17 protein-coding genes are annotated in these 18013 nt (G+C 40.8%); 9 read left to right on the top strand and 8 right to left on the bottom strand.

The genetic code is table 11. The annotated features are described in order from the left end of the window. Positions 1-104: 104 nt before the first annotated feature. The gene (locus tag AC623_RS09885; protein WP_082174383.1) at positions 105-701 is read right to left on the bottom strand and encodes a TetR/AcrR family transcriptional regulator; all 597 of its coding nucleotides are present in this window, start codon (positions 699-701) and stop codon (positions 105-107) included. A 137-nt stretch (positions 702-838) separates the two neighbouring features. Between AC623_RS09885 and AC623_RS09880 the strand changes: the two genes are divergently transcribed. Together AC623_RS09880 and AC623_RS09875 are read left to right on the top strand one after the other, a co-directional pair. Next, the gene (locus AC623_RS09880; RefSeq protein WP_049662276.1) at positions 839-1609 is read left to right on the top strand and encodes an SDR family NAD(P)-dependent oxidoreductase; all 771 of its coding nucleotides are present in this window, start codon (positions 839-841) and stop codon (positions 1607-1609) included. A gap of 119 nt (positions 1610-1728) precedes the next feature. Continuing rightward, positions 1729-2682, top strand: coding sequence for a zinc-binding dehydrogenase (locus tag AC623_RS09875; protein WP_049662275.1), 954 nt, complete (start codon positions 1729-1731; stop codon positions 2680-2682). Positions 2683-3315: 633 nt separating this feature from the next. Here the strand turns inward: AC623_RS09875 and AC623_RS09870 are convergent. The 3 genes from AC623_RS09870 to msrA are packed head-to-tail and all read right to left on the bottom strand — an operon-like array spanning position 3316 to position 6434. Continuing rightward, positions 3316-4386, bottom strand: a complete 1071-nt coding sequence (locus AC623_RS09870; RefSeq protein WP_049662274.1) for a DUF3900 domain-containing protein — start codon at positions 4384-4386, stop codon at positions 3316-3318. A gap of 32 nt (positions 4387-4418) precedes the next feature. Then, positions 4419-5837 (bottom strand): MocR-like pyridoxine biosynthesis transcription factor PdxR, encoded by a 1419-nt coding sequence (pdxR, locus tag AC623_RS09865; RefSeq protein WP_049662273.1) that lies wholly within the window; start codon positions 5835-5837, stop codon positions 4419-4421. Positions 5838-5888: 51 nt separating this feature from the next. After that, positions 5889-6434: a peptide-methionine (S)-S-oxide reductase MsrA gene (gene msrA / locus AC623_RS09860; protein WP_049662272.1), complete on the bottom strand. Its 546-nt coding sequence runs from the start codon at positions 6432-6434 to the stop codon at positions 5889-5891. 187 nt (positions 6435-6621) lie between these two features. Here msrA and ytvI point away from each other — a divergent pair, with 187 nt between their 5' ends. The 4 genes from ytvI to AC623_RS09840 all read left to right on the top strand — a co-directional run bounded on the left by ytvI (position 6622) and on the right by AC623_RS09840 (position 10498). Further along, positions 6622-7653, top strand: coding sequence for a sporulation integral membrane protein YtvI (gene ytvI, locus AC623_RS09855; protein ID WP_049662271.1), 1032 nt, complete (start codon positions 6622-6624; stop codon positions 7651-7653). A 290-nt stretch (positions 7654-7943) separates the two neighbouring features. Continuing rightward, a complete protein-coding gene (locus tag AC623_RS09850) occupies positions 7944-8687 on the top strand; it encodes a metal ABC transporter ATP-binding protein (protein ID WP_049662270.1) in 744 nt (247 codons plus the stop codon). After that, on the top strand, positions 8687-9550 hold the full coding sequence (locus tag AC623_RS09845; RefSeq protein ID WP_049662269.1) for a metal ABC transporter permease: 864 nt from the start codon (positions 8687-8689) through the stop codon (positions 9548-9550). The genes AC623_RS09850 and AC623_RS09845 overlap by 1 nt, the downstream gene beginning before the upstream one ends. Positions 9551-9562: 12 nt before the next feature. Continuing rightward, positions 9563-10498, top strand: a complete 936-nt coding sequence (locus AC623_RS09840; protein WP_049662268.1) for a metal ABC transporter substrate-binding protein — start codon at positions 9563-9565, stop codon at positions 10496-10498. A 126-nt stretch (positions 10499-10624) separates the two neighbouring features. Here AC623_RS09840 and AC623_RS09835 read toward each other — a convergent pair whose 3' ends face one another. Genes AC623_RS09835 through AC623_RS09825 form a run of 3 tightly spaced genes read right to left on the bottom strand, consistent with a single transcriptional unit; the run spans position 10625 to position 13544 of the window. Next, positions 10625-12106 (bottom strand): sodium:solute symporter family protein, encoded by a 1482-nt coding sequence (locus AC623_RS09835; protein ID WP_049662267.1) that lies wholly within the window; start codon positions 12104-12106, stop codon positions 10625-10627. Further along, positions 12103-12309, bottom strand: coding sequence for a DUF3311 domain-containing protein (locus AC623_RS09830; RefSeq protein ID WP_049662266.1), 207 nt, complete (start codon positions 12307-12309; stop codon positions 12103-12105). Before AC623_RS09830 ends, AC623_RS09835 begins: the two co-directional genes overlap by 4 nt. 38 nt (positions 12310-12347) lie before the next feature. Beyond that, positions 12348-13544 carry an amidohydrolase gene (locus tag AC623_RS09825; RefSeq protein WP_049662265.1) on the bottom strand — a complete coding sequence of 399 codons (1197 nt, stop codon included), beginning with the start codon at positions 13542-13544 and terminating at the stop codon, positions 12348-12350. 265 nt (positions 13545-13809) lie between these two features. Between AC623_RS09825 and AC623_RS09820 the strand changes: the two genes are divergently transcribed. Beyond that, positions 13810-15213 (top strand): sigma-54 interaction domain-containing protein, encoded by a 1404-nt coding sequence (locus AC623_RS09820; protein WP_049662264.1) that lies wholly within the window; start codon positions 13810-13812, stop codon positions 15211-15213. A gap of 170 nt (positions 15214-15383) precedes the next feature. Continuing rightward, on the top strand, positions 15384-15584 hold the full coding sequence (locus AC623_RS21050; RefSeq protein WP_156187123.1) for a VOC family protein: 201 nt from the start codon (positions 15384-15386) through the stop codon (positions 15582-15584). Between the two features lie 272 nt (positions 15585-15856). On the opposite strand, the gene yfkAB is transcribed toward AC623_RS21050, so the two are convergent. After that, positions 15857-16969 (bottom strand): radical SAM/CxCxxxxC motif protein YfkAB, encoded by a 1113-nt coding sequence (yfkAB, locus tag AC623_RS09815; RefSeq protein ID WP_049662263.1) that lies wholly within the window; start codon positions 16967-16969, stop codon positions 15857-15859. 247 nt (positions 16970-17216) lie between these two features. Between yfkAB and AC623_RS09810 the strand changes: the two genes are divergently transcribed. Continuing rightward, positions 17217-17927 (top strand): hypothetical protein, encoded by a 711-nt coding sequence (locus AC623_RS09810; RefSeq protein ID WP_049662262.1) that lies wholly within the window; start codon positions 17217-17219, stop codon positions 17925-17927. Positions 17928-18013: the final 86 nt, after the last annotated feature.

The raw sequence follows: 18013 nt of genomic DNA, 5'->3' as shown, positions 1-18013 counted from the left end.
CAACCCATTGCGAAGCTGTCGTTTGGTTGGAGCTAACACAAATATATTAAAAAACGAGTTCCAATTTTAGTGGAATTCGTTCTTTTTTGCTTGTTAAGGTATTATTAAGTGTCGATTTCTTTTATGACAAAACCGTTTGCAAATGTATTTAAAATACGAATGAGGCGTTCTGTCATTTCACCAGGTGTCACATCAAAATCCTTCGCAATCCAGTCCGTAATTAATCCCGCCGTACCATAGGCCATATAGCGCTTTTGGGAATGATCATCGACAAACGACACTCCATATTGAATATCGAATTTAGATTTTAGTAAATTAAAAATCGCTTCAGGCAGTTGCTGGTGTATGTATGGTAACGTATCTTCTAAAAGTAGTAATGTGAAGTAATCACGGTTATCGTAAATGTAATACAACAAATCGAAAGAGTTTGTTGTCAACTCCTTTACTTTTACCCGGCTATCGCTTTGGTATTTCGACATGCTGTAATACTGTATGGCTTCAAACATTTCATCCATTAACTCTTCAACAAGATCGTATATGTTTTGATAGTACACATAAAAGGTTGTTCGATTATATTGAGCATAATCAACCACGTCCTTCACCGTAACAGTACTAAATCCTTTCTTATGTACCATTTCAATAAATGCCTTTTTTAAGAAACTCTTGGTCCTTAAAGCTTGGGTGGAATTGGATTTCATCATATTCCTCTCCTATTATTCGACAGATTGATCGAAAGTGTTGGCTTCTTCGACATTATAGCAAATGTTAAGGATTGTGTACAAAGTGTAAAAGCGATTACACTTTAAATATAACCAAAATCTTTAGAGGGGGTATTAATATGAGATTTGAAAACAAAGTCGTAATTATTACAGGTGCTGCTGGAGGCATAGGAAAAGAAATTGCTCGTAAACTTGCAAGTGAAGGTGCAAAGTTAACCCTTGTGGATTTAAATGAGGCTGCTGTGAAAGCGGTTGCAGAGGAACTTAACTTAGGTGAAGATCGCGTTCTAACATTAAAGGCAGATGTTTCTAAAGAAGCAGAAGTAAAGAATTATGTTGAGCAAACTATGGAAAAGTTCGGCCATATTGATGGATTTGCAAATAATGCAGGGGTAGAAGGTCCAGCAAAAAGTATAGAAGAAATAACGGAACAAGATTTCGATTTCGTATATAGCATTAACGTAAAAGGTGCTTTCTACGGTTTAAAATATGTATTACCAATCATGAAACAACAGAAAGCAGGATCAATTGTAAATACTGCTTCAGTAGCAGGACTAATTGGTTCACCACAAATGATGCTATATAATTCGTCGAAACATGCATTAATGGGTATGAATAAAGTAGCCGCGTTAGAAGCTGCTCCATATAATGTACGTGTGAACACAGTAAACCCGGGAGTTATTAATACACAAATGATGCGTAATATTGAATCAAAAGTTGCACCAGGTGCAGCAGAAGCAGCACAAGCAGCCTATAACGATGCGGTGCCAATGAAACGCTACGGTGAACCTGAAGAAGTAGCTAACGTGATTGCTTTCTTACTTTCTGATGAAGCTACTTATGTTAGTTCATCTTCATTCACGGTTGATGGAGCATTATACAACGTTTAATTTATTGAATAATGAGTCCATGAAGCTGGCTCAAAAGCTAGATTAGACTGAAATATTAAGAGTTTATTTTTTGAGTTATTAATTAACTCGATATATTAAAACAATTTGGAGGAGATAGTATGAGAGGTTGGCAATTTTCAGGTACAAATAAACCACTAGAATTGATTGAAAAAGAAGATCCAAAAGCGATTCCAGGTCACGTTGTGATAGACGTGAAAGCTGCTGGTTTATGCCATTCGGACGTTGCAGCATTACAAGATCCAGGTTGGATGCCACTTTTCCCAAATGGTCCTGTTATTATGGGGCATGAGTTTGCTGGGGTTGTTATTGAAGTGGGGGAAGGTGTAGAAGGTATTAAAGTTGGAGACCGTGTTGGGGCTAACCCAATGGATCGAGCAACGAAAATAACTGCTGGGTACAACTATGACGGAGGATATGCAGAAAAAGTGCGTGTTCCTGCTCACCAATGTGTGATCATTCCTGAAAGTGTTTCCTTTGTAGAAGGGGCAGCTTCAACAGATGCAGGAATTACAGCGTATCGAGCTCTTTTCAGTATTGGACAAGCAAAAGAAGGTACAAAATTAGGAATTATCGGTATCGGTGGACTTGGTCAATTTGCCTTACAAATGGCATTAATTAAAGGTTGTAAAGTATACGCTACAGATGTATCTCCAGAAGCTCGAAAACTTGCTGAAGAACTAGGAGCTAATAAAGTTTACGATACTGTTCTAGATATGAAAGAAGCAGAATGCGATGTCATTGTTGACTTTGCCGGCTTTGGACAAACAACTTCTGATGCATTAGAAGCTGTAAAAGTTCAAGGAACAGTTGTCATTGTTGGTATGGGTAAATTAGAATCAAATATCAACACGTATTTAATGATTACAAAAGAAATTAAGCTTTTAGGAAGTAATGGTGGGTCAGTAGAAGACTTAAAAGGTGTATATGATTGCTTCGCTACTGGAAAAATGAATCCAAATCTCATCACTATCCCATTCGAAGAAATCGACAAAGGCATCGAAAAACTGAAAAACCATGAAGTAAAAGGCCGCTTAGTAGCTGTATTTGAATAAATGTAAATTTAATTTATAAGGTAGAGGTTGGGATAAAACAATCCTCTAAAATTTCACAGGCTTTTATATTTTAAGCTAGTTAGGTCCCATCATGTTTTATGTGAAATTTTTTACTCAAGCTAAAAAGGGCAAAGTTGAATATGTATTAGAAAAATAGCTAAATTCCACTGGAATAGGAACCTAGATATTTAATTAAACTCACCGGTACTCATGTGTTGCCACATACACTCTGGACATGTAAAGTGTGGTAACAATTATAAGAGAAAATCAGTTGTTTAAAATAATGATAGCAACTGATAAAGCAGGCAGCTCTTTAATACAGAGCGGCCTCTTTTTATTCCTCCCACTCTTTTGAATAAAGTCCTTCATGTAAAAATTTTTATTCTTTTTCTAAAGAATGAATTGAAGTTTTTGAGGCGAGTTTACTCCTACTATCTCCAAAGTTAAATAGCTATGAAAATCAGAAAAGACAGTAAGCAAAGATAGACTCACTGTCTTTTTAATTTAATATTTTAAGTATATTTAATTAAAGGAATCCCTTACCAACATGTTTAGAACATAAACTTTAATCACATAAACGGTTGCAGATGCTTGAATAACCCTCTTTTCTAATAGAAATAGCGCTCACACGTATCACCTCGAAAAGCTTCCATGCTTCTCCCGAATCTTCTCAACGACCTCATCCAAGTCCTCAGGCTTATGAAACTCAATCGGCGAGAAGCCTTTTTCAAACACAACCGAATCAGCTTCCATCAGAACGACATAGCGGTCGCCGATTTTAGCCAAATGAACCGATTCTCCAAAGTCTGACAGCATGGCTTTAACACCCATATGGTCGAGCTTCATCTTCAGTTCTAATTCAGGTGTATGCTCCACCATGCGGCTTGCGGCTTCCACGATCTCTTCCGTTGAAAACCGCTCCTGTAGCTCTCGTTTCGGGCTCTCTGCCCAAATTTCCATCGCTTCTTCAAACTGCGCACGTTCAGGACTTTCATCTTCCAAGTCTTCAATGACCGTTTCCCGCACGAAGTCCATCACTTGCGTTTTGACGATTTCAGGCATCGATTGTTCGTAGCCAACGTATTTTAAGAAATCCTCAAAGTAACGGGCGTGGGAAGCCTGATGAATTTTTAGTTCGCCTTCTTCAATCATCCCTTCTTCGGGCATGTAGGGGTACTGAATCGATTTCATGTTTTTTGTTGTAATTGCCAGTTCTACATGCTCGATAAGGGAGGAGGCATCCGAAATGGAAGCTACTTTTGGCTCAAAGTCACATTTTAAAACAAAAACAAAGGGATCATCAAAATATTTTCTTAATTGTGCTTTAGCCACAATGAATACACCGCCGCGTGCAGCACTTGTTTGTGTGTAAAGCGAGGCAAACTGTTCACTTGCTTCTTGAAATTCTAACAGTGAAAAAGCAGCCCGGGCTTTAGCGAATAGGTTATAGTTCGGGTTTGACGTTAAGTCATGGCCCGGTTCTGCTGTGAAAAAGCCGATTTTTGTCGGCACTTGTTCTGCTTTTGGATGGCGTTCGGCCTTGCGTTTTACGATCTTAGTAAATTCGCCGTCAAGAAAGTCTTTCAGCGGGCTGCTTTCATATTCTTCCTCATTGAGGGTGCGAAAGTGCTGGGCCCGTTTGTTTTCTTCTTTATCATCTACCCGGATCAAAAAGAAGGATAAGTAGTGTATTTTAAAATCCATTATTATCACCTAATTTTTCAATCAATCTTATGTTAGTTGTCCTCAAGGATGATTTCCCGTAATTTTATAATGCCTTGTTCAAACTCTTCAATGGAAGCGTAACCGTAGGAAAGTCGAATGGCTTGAACAGACTCTTCTGTGTAAATGCTGCCCATGTTCAATGAAATTCCTGCTTTATACGCTTTTTGATGAATATCCTTTAATTGCACATTCTTTTTCATTCGCAGCCAAATTAAGAAGCCGCCGGCCGGAACGTCCCATTCGGCAAGATCGCTCATATATTGATTTAACACGTTTAGGGCAGCAGTGCGCCGTTTCTTTAATTCTTCACGAACGAAAGACAAGTGCTGCTCGTACAGACCGCTCGAAATCCATTCGGCTGCTACAAGCTGGGAGAGGGAACTGGAGCCATAGTCCGTTTGTTTTTTCATTTCCGCTAACCGGTCAATGACTGGTTCTGCTCCTGCAATCCAGCCGATGCGAAGGCCAGGCGTGAGGGTTTTTGAAAAGCTCCCAATGTACAGCACATGGCCGTTTGAGTCGAGTGACTGCAGTGTAGGCGGAGGCGGGTTGTCGATCCAAAGCTCACGGTAAATATCATCTTCAATAATTGGAAGCCGCTTTTCCGCACAAATATCGAGCAGCTCTTTTCGGCGTGCTTCCGACATTAAGATGCCGGTCGGATTATGGAAACAGGGGATCGTATACAGAATCGAAGAGGGACCGTCCATCGCCTTTTTAGCAAGAGGGGCGGACTGCAATCCTTCTTCATCCATCGGCAAGCCGGATAAGTTCATGCCGGCCGACTGAAAAATATGAAGGGAATACAGATAAGACGGCTTTTCCAGAAAGACGGTCGATCCTTTATGCAAAAGGCCAGCAGCGATTAATTGCAATCCTTGAATCGCTCCGGAGACAATTAAAATCGAATCGGGGGAAACATTGGTTCCTTGTTTTTTCATATAATCACTGATTGCCTGCCTTAGCGGAAGATACCCTTTTGGTTCCTCGTATCCGAAGGGCTCCAGGCTTTGAGCAAGCCGCATCATGACTTGCTGCATATTATCCTTTGGAAAAATATCCTGTGCGAGTTCGCCCTTGCTTAGTTCAATTAAATGGTCTGGTGCTTTTATTTCATCTGTTTCCAAAACGGGGGAAGGCACTGATTTAGGGAAAGACAGCGGCGCGGATTCGTCCCAGGAAGGGGGGCTTGCTGCAAGCAAGGTCCACGTATTATTTACAACCATAGTGCCTTTTCCCATCACACCTTCAATTAATCCCTCTGCTTTTAGCTCTTCAAGCGCGGTAACAATCGTAGAGCGGTTAACCGACAGCAGATCGGCCAGTTTGCGCTGACTCGGAATTTTACTGCCGATCGGCCAATCGCCGCTTGAGATCGCTTTTTTAATGTAATTCATCACTTTTTCGTATTTTGCAAGGTTTGTACCCATTCGTATTTCAATCTCCCTATTGTTGTGCTGCCTCTATCATATCATCCTGTTTTACTGCTTGCTATCTTCTTCTGTCCAGTGTTCTTGAATAAACTCATCCCGACCTGATTTCTGGCGGTCTGCTTTGTATTCATCAGGATTCTTTTTATAGAAGTCTTGATGATAATCCTCTGCTGGATAGAATGGGGCAGCCGGCAAGATGCGGGTCACAATTGGTTTTTGAAACTTTTCACTTTCCTCAATCTCTCTCTTGGAGGCTTCCGCCAGCTCCTGCTGCGCTGGTGTATGATAAAAGATCGCCGTCCGATAGGAGTCGCCGCGGTCCTGGAACTGGCCGCCGTCATCTGTCGGATCAATTTGCGGCCAATACAAATCCAACATTGTTTGATAGGAAATAACAGCAGGGTCATATGTAATTTGTACAGCCTCTAAGTGACCGGTCGTTCCGCTTTTTACCTGCTCGTATGTTGGATTTATCGTATGGCCGCCCGTATAGCCGGAAATGACTTCGTACACACCGTCCCATTGATCAAACGGTTTGACCATACACCAGAAGCAGCCGCCTGCAAATGTTGCTTTCTCTACTCTTTTATTCATGGTTTTCCACCTCTTTGTATACTTGAAATAATAGTTCATATTATCACTTATTCTCTTAGTTTGTCACGGGCCAATCTTTATAAAAACACTTTGCGGCTAGCTTAAAAAGTGACTTTTCCCAAAGAAATGGTTTATTATAGTAACTACACGTAAGGAGTCATTGAAGTAAGGAGCAGTAGATAAACCAATGATAAAAAGATGGATCATTACAGCCGCTTTAATCATCATCACAATCTATTTAATTCCATACTCATTGCCATTTCTGCTGGCATTGATTACGGCGATCCTGCTTGAGAATTCTGTCAAGTGGTTCATGATGCGTTTTAAATGGCCGCGCTTTCGGGCCGTGCTCGCCACCTTTATCCTCTATCTGCTTTTTATTGCCTTGTTCGTCTGGTTTATCGTGAAGCTCGTCATCGATCAGGCCGTCACGCTCGCAGAAAAGGGACCGCCTTTTGCTAACGACTTTTATAAAGAGTCATTAAAGGGATTTATTGACCAATCGCAGCAATACTTCAAATCACTGCCGGTTGATGTTTTCCAATCGTTTGAAAAAACAATCGAAAACACGCTGCAGTCTGTCACGAGTATGCTGCAGGGAATCGTTGAGTGGCTGTTTGGGCTGGCCGCCGCGATACCGGGATTTTTAATCGAGTTTTTAGTCTATTTAATTGCCGTGTTTTTATTTAGTTTAGAACTGTCACGGCTGCGGATTAAAACAGAACGGCATTTGAGGGAAACGACGAAAGAAAAGTTGTATTTAATTACTGCTCAGTTGAATCGTGCTGGCATTGGTTTTATTAAAGCACAAATCTTCCTAAGCATCGTCACCTTTATGATGGCGTTTATTGGACTTGCTATCTTAAAAGTCCCGTACGCTTTGCTTTTATCTATTTTGATTGTTTTTGTTGATATTCTTCCCATCTTAGGCACAGGCTCGGTGCTCGTTCCGTGGGCAATCTTTTGTTTTTTCCAAGAAAATCAATTTCTTGGCTTCGGTTTGATCGTCCTGTTTATTGTCATCACGGTAGTACGGAGAATCTTGGAGCCAAAAGTATTTTCAAGCAATATGGGCATTTCCCCTCTGGCCGCTTTGATCAGTCTGTTTATTGGGTTCAAACTGCTTGGGTTTATCGGCTTTTTTGTTGGCCCAGCCGTCGTGATTGTGTACGATACACTGCGAGAAGCCGGGATTATGAAAAGCAGATGGAAAATTTAATTGTTTTTGCATACACCATCCACAAATAAGGATGGTGTATTTTTCTATGCCAAAAGCATTGACAGAAGTTTGATTATACTTTAATTTTTGTATTAGAGAAAAAATATTGGTTGTATACATATGTCGTTTTTTTCTTCATTGCATAAAGTAATCTTATAAAAGAAGATCATTTTTTTTTAAATAAAATTTTGCCCTAAGGAAACAAAATAGCAGGAAGTAAATAACTCTTAATGGCATGAAATCATTTTTTTTGCATTCTGCATTCAGAAAACAGCGGAAGGAGAATGGATATGAATGAGGCGCTGACAGTGAAGGATTTATTCGTCTCTTATCATGGAAATGAAGCGATCAGTGATATCAGCTTTGCGATCAAACCTGGAAACTTGGTCGGCATCATCGGCCCGAACGGTGCAGGGAAATCTACTCTTTTAAAAGCTTTGTTGAACTTGATTCCCAAAGATAAAGGAAACGTCCAAGTATACGGGAGAAGCTTTCAGGAACAAAGAAAAGCGGTGGCTTACGTGCCGCAGAGGAGCAACATCGATTGGGACTTTCCCATCACCGTTTTGGACACCGTTCTGCTGGGGGCGTATCCAAAGTTAGGCTGGTTCAAATGGCCAAAGAAGCAAGACAAAGACTGGGCGTTACACTGCTTGCAAAGAGTCGGAATGGAAAGTTTTAAAAACCGTCAAATTGGTGAACTTTCTGGAGGCCAGCAGCAGCGGGTATTTCTAGCACGTGCTCTCGCACAAAAGGCGCAAATCTTCTTTCTAGATGAACCGTTTGTCGGGATCGATGCAGCGAGTGAAGAAGCGATTGTGGCGATTTTAAAAGACTTAAAGCAGGAAGGGAAAACCATCCTCGTCGTTCATCATGATTTAAGTAAAGTAAACGACTACTTTGATCAGCTGATTTTGTTAAATAAAGAACTGATTGGCTTCGGAACCGTTGATCAAGTATGGCGGGCAGATATGCTCTCTAAAGCTTATTCCGGCCAGTTTTCTTTTCTAAACCAATTGGGGGTAGAGATGTGATGGGGTTTATTGAAGCGGTTCTTCATTACAGCTTCTTGCAAAAAGCATTGTTGACTTCCGTCATGGTGGGTATTATATGCGGGGCAGTAGGGTGCTTTATCATCTTAAGGGGGATGGCGCTGATGGGGGATGCCATCTCTCATGCGGTTCTCCCTGGAGTAGCGATCGCCTATATGCTCGGAATCAACTTTTTTATCGGCGCGGTCATTTCCGGGGTCCTAACAGCTATGGGGATCGGTTTTGTCAGCCAGAACAGCCGCATTAAAAATGACATCTCCATTGGTATTATGTTCACCTTTGCTTTTGCCCTGGGGATCATCCTCATCACCTTTATGAAAAGCAGCACTGATCTTTATCACATTTTATTTGGCAATGTTCTCGCCGTGCGCCCTTCAGATATGTGGACGACACTTGGAATCGGTGTTTTCGTCCTTGCTTCCATCTATCTGTTTTATAAAGAGCTTTTGATTACTTCTTTTGATCCGATTATGTCTGCAGCGTATGGACTGCCAGTCAAAGTGATTCATTACTTTTTAATGACCCTGCTCACAATGGTAACTGTCGCTTCCCTGCAAACGGTTGGGATTGTACTCGTAGTCGCCATGCTCATTACACCGGCTGCCACTGCTTACTTGTTAACAAACCGGTTGTGGATCATGATTTATCTTTCTGCCGGGTTAGGAGTAGCAACCTCTGTTATCGGATTATACTTTAGCTTTACTTACAATCTTGCTTCCGGCGCTACGATCGTTTTGGTGTCAACCTTCCTGTTCCTGTTAGCTTTTGCTTTTTCTCCAAAACAGGGAATCTTGTGGCGGGCTCTAAAAACAAGAAAACAAAAAGCATCATTATATAACGAGTGAGGGGGAATAGAAATGAAACATGTATTGAAATTACTTATAATAGGGCTTTTCATAATGGCTATGCTTTCCGGTTGCGGAAAGGAAGAGAAAGTCCCAGATAAAGAGGGAAAACTGCAAGTCGTCACGACTTATTCTATTTTATATGACATTGTGAAAAACATTGGTGGCGACCGTATCGATATCCATAGTCTGGCACCTATCGGGTCTAATCCGCATGAATACGATCCTCTTCCGCTCGACATCCAAAAAACAACTGATGCGGACGTTGTATTTTACAATGGATTAAATTTGGAAGCAGGGAATTCCTGGTTTGAGAAACTCATTGAGACAGCAGGGAAATCAGAGAAAGATGGATCGGTATTTCGTTTGAGTAAAGGGGTAGAGCCGAAACATTTAACGTCAAAAGGTCATGAAGGGGAAGAAGATCCCCATGCCTGGCTTGATATTCGTAACGGCATTCAATATGCAAAAAATGCTCGGGATGCCCTTGTTCAAGCAGACCCTGAAAATGCCGGCTTTTACAAAAAGAATGCACAAGAATATATTGCCAAACTAGAGAAGCTCCACGAAGAAGCAGTGGCAGATTTTAATCAAATCTCTAAGGAAAAACGCTTCCTCGTAACAAGTGAAGGAGCTTTTAAATACTTTTGCGCGGCCTACGGTTTTGAAGCGGGATATATATGGGAAATCAATTCAGAAAACCAGGGCACTCCTCAGCAAGTGAAAAAACTAGTAGACCTTATTAAGTCAAGAGACTTGTCTTCCTTGTTTGTAGAAACAAGTGTAGATCCCCGCAGTATGGAAATGGTAGCGAAAGAAACAGACATACCGATTGGCGGCACATTGTTTACCGATTCTCTCGGCAAGCCTGGAGAAAAGGGAGATTCCTATATTAAGATGATGGAATCGAATATTACGGTGATTCTTGATAATTTGGAAGGAAAATAAGAGATGCCTTAATCATCGTGATAAAAACAAAAACCATTAGATTCCACTCTGTATGGTTTAATGAAATGTTTTATATAAGAAAAAAGCAGGATTCCCACTCTATTAAGTGAGACATCCTGCTTTTTCTTATACCGCTTTTTCTTTGCTTTCTTGTCCAGCAATAGAAGAATGTTTGGGCATAACAGCACTAATGATGCTCATTGAGATAATATTCATGACTAATGCTAAAACACCAATATTTAAATCTTTAATTACCTGTGGCATGTGAGGGAAAAGGGTTCCCATTGTCTGCTGTGTGACGGTTGTATACAGAACGATGCCAACACCAAGTGTAATGCCGACAAAGGTTCCCTGGGTTGTAAAAGGATTCTTTTTAAACAAGCTGGCAAAAAAAGCCGGAAATAATTGTGTGACGATACTAAAGCCTGATAGAAACAGTACGGTTAAGGAATTACTGTTTCCCAGGGTGAAATATAAACATATCAAGGAGATGAGCGGAACGCAGAGCTTCGCTATTTTTCCTACTTTGACACTGCTGGCATTAGGATCAAATAATTTATAGATATTGTTGGCTAAAATTGTTGAAGTTGTCATCAGCAAAATTGAGCTTAAGACTAGAGCGCTTAATAATCCAGCGGCTCCAATCAGTCCAACAAACCAAGGGCTGAACGTTTGCACAGAAATTCTCAGCAAAGCGAGATCTCCTTCAGGGCCAACGAGTCCAGGGACTTTGAGAATGGCAGCAAAGCCAACAAAGAAAACAAACAGCAGCATGAGTGTGTAGGCCGGCATCATAATGGCGTTCTTTTTAAATGTCTTCTCATTTTTAGCGGAAAAGACAGGAACGAGTGAATGAGGCCACATATAAAGGCCAAAAACTGATAAGAGAACGGTTGAAATAAACCAAGATATACTTAATCCTGACTCGGAGAAAGTAAGGAAATCCGGTTTGGCTGCGCTTACGGCTTCGAACATCGGCTGCAGTCCGCCATAATAATGATAGGGAAGATAAATCCCCAGGAAAGCAATAATAAAGAATACTAGGATGTCCTTCATAACAGCAGTCCAGGCAGAACCGTGGATTCCAGATATCATTACATAAATCGTTATGCATATCATTCCAATGATAACGGAAAGCTCTGGCGAAATGGTTCCATAAGAAGTTTCAGACACAATGATGCCTAATCCTTTGAATTGGATAATAATATAAGGAATCATTGCAATAATGCCTACGACAGCAGTCAGCACTCCTAATGACTTGCTTTTATATTTATAGGTAAAGAAGTCTGGTTGAGAGACAATGTTATGTTCTTTCGCATAGCGCCAAATAGGCGGCAGCAGCCAGTAGCCAATAGCAAATGCCAGAGCTGTATAGCTGAGGACATAATAGGCAGGGGCGCCTTTTGAGTAGGCCCAGCCGCTCGCCCCAAGCATCGTAAAAGTGGAGTATCCTTCGCCGGCCATTAAAATAAAGACAAACATGTAACCAAAACCACGGCCGCCTACAGCCCATTGCTCAATATTCATTTCTTTCCCTTTTTTCGCTTGAATTCCTAAAAAAAGACATAAAAGAAGAAAAGCAAAAATGATAATCGTTGCTATATTCATTCCTTTTCACCTTCCTTATCCATATTGCTTTTATCAAATTTATAGATAGTTAACATAATAAAAAAGGTGAGAACGATCCACAGAGCAATCCAAAAATGAAGAAAGGGCATTCCGAGAACGTATGGTGTTTCTCTGTTAGCGAAGGGAAGTCCGCCAAGCATTCCGATAAATGGCAAAACGCCTAGTAAGTGAATGTTTTTCATGTCATGTTCTCCTCTTGAAAATTTATATAGTGCATGGATCAATCCAACAATTTGAATACCGCATGGAGAAAGGCTTGTACCCCGATTTTTAAGGCATCTTCATCGATGGCAAACCGTGGGTGATGATGCGGATAGATGATTCCGTTTGCTTCATTTCCAGCGCCAATGTAAAAATAAGCGCCAGGTGCCTTTTGAAGGTATTCAGAGAAATCTTCTCCCGGCATGCTTGGTTTCGCTTTATGGACTGCTTCTGCCCCAAACGCTTCTATCAGTGCTTCCTCGACAAGGGCAGATATTTGATCATCATTAATAACGGGATGATAGCCTTGTTTGTATGAAAATTGATAGCTTGCGCCGTGTGCATCCGTAATTCCTTTTATGATGCGTTCCATCAATGCAGGGATGGAGTTTAAAAGTTCCTCATTAAAGCATCTCACCGTACCGCCAAGCTCAAGTGCATCAGGAATGACATTGTAAGCCGTATTTCCCTCGACAGCGCCCCCATGAATTTTGGTAATCGATAAGGTAACCGTTTCAAATGGATCAATGTTTCTTGATACAATGTGCTGCAGATTCGTCACGACCTGGGCGGCAATGGTTAAACTGTCTACCGTTTCATGCGGAGAGGCACCGTGTCCGCCTTTCCCTAGAATTTTAATGTCAAAATTACCTAAAGCGGGATGGAGGGGGCCGGAGTTGATGGCCAATGTTCCGACTTCCATTGTCGATATAAGATGCAAGCCAATCACCATGTCAACCCCATCCATCACACCAGCTTCGACCATTTCGATCGCTCCCCCCGGCGGTACCTCTTCAGCATGTTGGAATAGGAAACGAATCTCTCCTTTTATCTGGTTCTTCAAACCGGATAAAATTTTAGCGCACGCCAGCAGCATGGCTGTATGGCCGTCATGTCCGCAGGCGTGCATGATGCCTGGGTTTTTGGAGGCAAACTCATAACTAGTTTCTTCTTGAAGAGGCAAGGCGTCCATATCTGCTCGGAGAGCAAGTGTTTTGCCAGGACGGAAGCCAATTAACCGGGCCATTACACTTGTTTTTGTCGGGCGAGTGACCTCTAGACCGCCAAAGGACTGTAAAGTATCGAACACAAATTGGGAGGTCTTTTCTTCCTGAAACGACAATTCAGGATTTTCGTGCAAATAACGCCGCCAGTGCACAATGTCTTCTTTCATGTGATCAACAGAGCATGAGAGTTGTTCAAGAATAGTTGTCATTTTTTACTCACCTTTCTTTATTTCGGTTCGATTTTTCATACTGCAATTTCTGTGCCTGTTTTCAATCGCTTACATGTTGGAATAGTGCGTAAATTTAAATAAATTGATAGAAGTTTTCAAGAAGTTCATATATAATTGAACCAAATTTGGTTCGATTTCCTTGGTGCTGATTTATATATGGTTCGATTTTTTGAAGTATTTAATAGAGTGTGAGGATTTGAACCAATAAAGACTCGTTTTTCTTAAAAAAAGGAGAGAACCATGGATGAAGAAAGAAAATATCTCCATAAATTCAAATGATTTTTTCAAAATTTTTGATTCCTTAGATGACGCAATTTATATTGCCGACAAAAACGGGACCACTTTATGGATGAATAAAACAAGTAAAGAATCCTTCGAGGGAATAGACATTATCGGTAAAAATGTAAAAGAACTCGAAAAGGAGAAAGTATTTCAACCGTCTGTTATTAAAAATGTCATCGAAACAGGAGAGCGGATTACAAAAGTGCAAACCTTATTGAACGGGAAAAAGCATATGACTACCGGACATATTATTTTTGATGAACAGGGGAAGAGCAAATATGTGATTGCTCACGGCAGGGATATGAGCAAATTGGCTTCTAGTACCCCTCAGTTTGAGTTTGAAGAGATTAATGCCCTTCTTAACCGTTACATTCAAGAGTTTAGAAAACTAAATTTGCACCAATTGTTCACTCAACAGGAGCATCCTTTTATTGAACAAAGCCCGGCATCCATTCGGCTGTCTCAAATTATTGAAACAGTCGCGAGTGTTGAAACAACTGTTTTAATCACGGGAGAAACAGGGGTGGGAAAAAATGTAGCCGCCCAAAAAATTCATCAATTAAGCGAAAGGCATAATGGGCCGTTTATTTATGTGAATTGTGCTGCTATTCCAGAAACATTGATTGAATCTGAACTTTTTGGTTATCAAAAAGGAGCATTTACAGGGGCAAATACGCAGGGAAAGGCAGGACTTGTAAAAATTGCTGAAACCGGCACGCTGTTCCTTGATGAAATTAGCGAGCTTTCGCTTCCTTTGCAATCTAAGCTCTTACAGCTATTGCAAGATAAAACATACCGTCCAATAGGAGCTGCTCAAACCCAAAAGGCAAACATTCGAATCATTGCAGCGACAAACCTTGATTTAGAGGAAATGGTAGCTGAAGGAACCTTTCGTAGTGATTTATTTTACCGCCTTAACATTTTACCTGTTGCCATCATTCCTCTTAGAGAAAGAAAAGAAGATATTTTCCCTCTCTTGCATTTTTATTTAACGCGGTTTAACGGCTTACATAAAAGAGCCCGGTTTTTCTCAAATGAGGTGATTGGAATTCTGCAAAATTATCAATGGCCCGGAAATATAAGAGAATTAGAAAACTTAGTAGAGCAGCTTGTGATTTTAGCAAAACAAGATGAAATTCTTTCAGCCGATCTCCCAGAAAAGTATAAGCAAAACACGAAGCAAAATATTGACCCGCTTTTAGCTCTTAATCTTAGTGAAGAATCACTACAGGACATCTTGGACAAGGTTGAAAAAGAAGTCATCTTACAAGCGTATAATCATCATAAAACTACTAGGAAAGCAGCTAAAGCATTAGGCATTAGCCAGTCTTCACTAATGAGAAGACTAAAAAAGTATAAAGGATAACTTGTTCATCAAAGCATCTATTATCAATGGGTCATTGACATTCATTCTTCACTTGGTGGGGATATCTATTAATACAAAGGAAATAATGAACTCAATCTTGAGCTATTTCAACTTGTATATAAGCAAACCTCCATCCTTTTTAATGAATTATTTGAACCAAACGATGACTTATTGCACCTGAAGCATCTGTTCCAACCCAAACTTTTGAAATCGGATTTGTTGTTGAAAAGGTGCCATCTGCAATCGACAAGCTTCGCGGACAAAGTGTAACAATCATAAGAGAACCTGTTACAAAACCGTGGGGACTAACAGCTGCATATGTAGCAGATCCGGATGGACATTACATTGAAATCTGCACTTCTGTTGAATAAACTAGACTGAATGAATCCTTATCAAACTAAAGGTGTGATAGTTGCAGAATATAGAGCTGTCATTAAAGTGATTTTTCCTTTATTGAACTAATGAAGGGTTCGTATAGTGGGATAAGAAGGATCAAAATAATCAACCTCTTTAAAAAAACAGTTCTTGAAATTAAAGAAAAGCCAACGTTTGATCGAATTTTATTCAAAACGTTGGCTTTTTATATGCATTGAAATCAAGAGTTTAGAGTGATTTTCAATCAAGCTTTATGATAAATCAACATTTATTTAGCAAGAACAGCGGTTTTATTCATAAAATCAACGTTCGGATAATAAGCATTTTTCACCAGGATATTAGGGCCGAGACATTGGACCCCCGGACAATGGCAATTAAGCTCAGAAGCGAGGCGTGATTGATTCCACGTTTCATAAGCTTCCTGTAAAGCAGTCGTTTGGATATTGCCTAAAGGCGGAGCGTCTCCAAAGTCTGTCACGATAATTTCTCCATTAAAAATATTAACGTTTAGACGAGAGCGGCCGTCTGGATCATTGCGCACTGTCACGTTCTTCTCTGTGCGCAGTCGTTTTAGCAGCTGGTGCGTCTGTTCATCTGGCTGACAAGCGTAAAAAGGAAGAGTCCCAAATAACATCCATACGCTTGGATCACGAGCATCGAGCAATCGGTGGATAGCTTCCCTAATTTCATCAAGAGAAAGCGATTCAAGGGAGCTTGCGAAATCGCTGGGATACATAGGGTGAACCTCATGCCGGGCACATTCCATTTCTTCTACGATTTGCCGATGGATTTTTTCAAGGTAAGGGAGCGTGCTTTTATTTAACATCGTTTCGGCCGATACCATTACGCCCATCCGCGATAATGCACGACTGTTGTCTATCATTCGTTGGAACAAAGCCTCACGCTGCTGGAATGAAGGTTTGCGCCCCATATTGGCAAATCCTACTTCTACAAACTCTTCTACTGTGCCCCAGTTATGCGAAATATGGAGAACGTCCAAATAGGGGGCAATTTCTTCGTAACGGGACAGCTCTAGCGTCAAATTAGAGTTTAACTGAGTGTAAACCCCCCGCTCATGAGCATATTTCAATAGCGGCAGCACATATTCGCGCACAGAAGACTTTGACAGCATCGGCTCACCGCCGGTAATGCTTAAGGCCCGTAAAGCAGGTACTTCATCGAGCCGTTTTTTTAACAGATCAAAAGGCAGCGCTTCAGGATCTTTCGTTTGCAATGTATAGCCGACCGCACAGTGTGCGCATCTCATATTACAAAGCGTCGTTGTCGTGAATTCAACATTAGACAATTGCAGCTGTCCAGTTTGCTGCACATCAAGATACGCTTCCCATGGATCGAATACAGGTGAAATCGTTTGTTTCATGTTTAACCCTCATTTCTTTATACAACGAATTATTATACTGTTATTTTATGAATAAATGAACAGGGAAAATGAGCGGAAGGATCAGCATAAGAGATTGGAAACAAACATAGAGCGATACTCTCAAAATTTGAAAATCTTTCATTCTTGAGCCCTATTTTTCCTAATTTGTTATGTAAATAGTTAGCGAAAAATTCCATGTATGTTACAATGTAGGCTGAAAGACAAGGAAGTGAAAGGAGAGAGCGAGATGAAAAAATGGTCTATGATCTTGGGAGCCGTGGTGCTTGCAGGAGGAATATTAGGAGCATGCTCTGAATCAGAAACGAAAGAACAGACAACAGACAAGCCTGAAAAGGAAACAGCTGAACAATCAGGACAGGATACGGAAGTACAGCAGGGAAATGAAGGAACAACTCAGGAGCCAGCAGATAAAGATACGACTCAAGCTCCTGAAACAAACAAAGAAACAACACCTAATACTGAGAAAAAGCCGGATTCAAACACACAACAGCCAGCTGCTGTCACTGAGGCAAAAGGAATCTTTAATGGTGTAGCGGACCCGCATACAGTAGAAATTGAAGTAAACGGACAGCCCCAATCCTTCCAGGTTGCTCCTGATAGTGACATGATGAAAAAGTTTGATCAAATGGAAGAAGGGACAGAAGTCACATTTACTTACAAAAAAGAGGGCGAGCAGCTAATCCTTCAAGAACTGAAAGCACAAGCACCAGCGAAAACAAACAGTGACACAGCAGCAGCCATTGAAACACACGGAACTTTTAATGGCGTTGCGGACCCGCATACAGTAGAAATTGAAGTAGACGGACAGCCGCAAGCTTTCCAAGTGGATCCTAATAGTGACATGATGAAAAAGTTTGACCAAATGGAAGAAGGCACAGAGTTTTCGTTTACTTATAAAAAAGAAGGCGAACAGTTGATCATTCAAGAATTAAAATAAGAATCATTCAAACGGATAAAGGGAGCTTCGTGCTCTTTTTATCCGTTTTTGTGTGCCAAAGAAAATAGTCGCTTTTTGATTAAAAT

Origin of the sequence: Bacillus sp. FJAT-27231 (assembly GCF_001183975.1) — a bacterium.
GTDB classification, from domain to species: Bacteria; Bacillota; Bacilli; order Bacillales; family Domibacillaceae; genus Pseudobacillus; species Pseudobacillus wudalianchiensis.
Note: the sequence above shows the minus strand (reverse complement) of the source record. Positions and strands in the feature narration are given on the sequence as shown.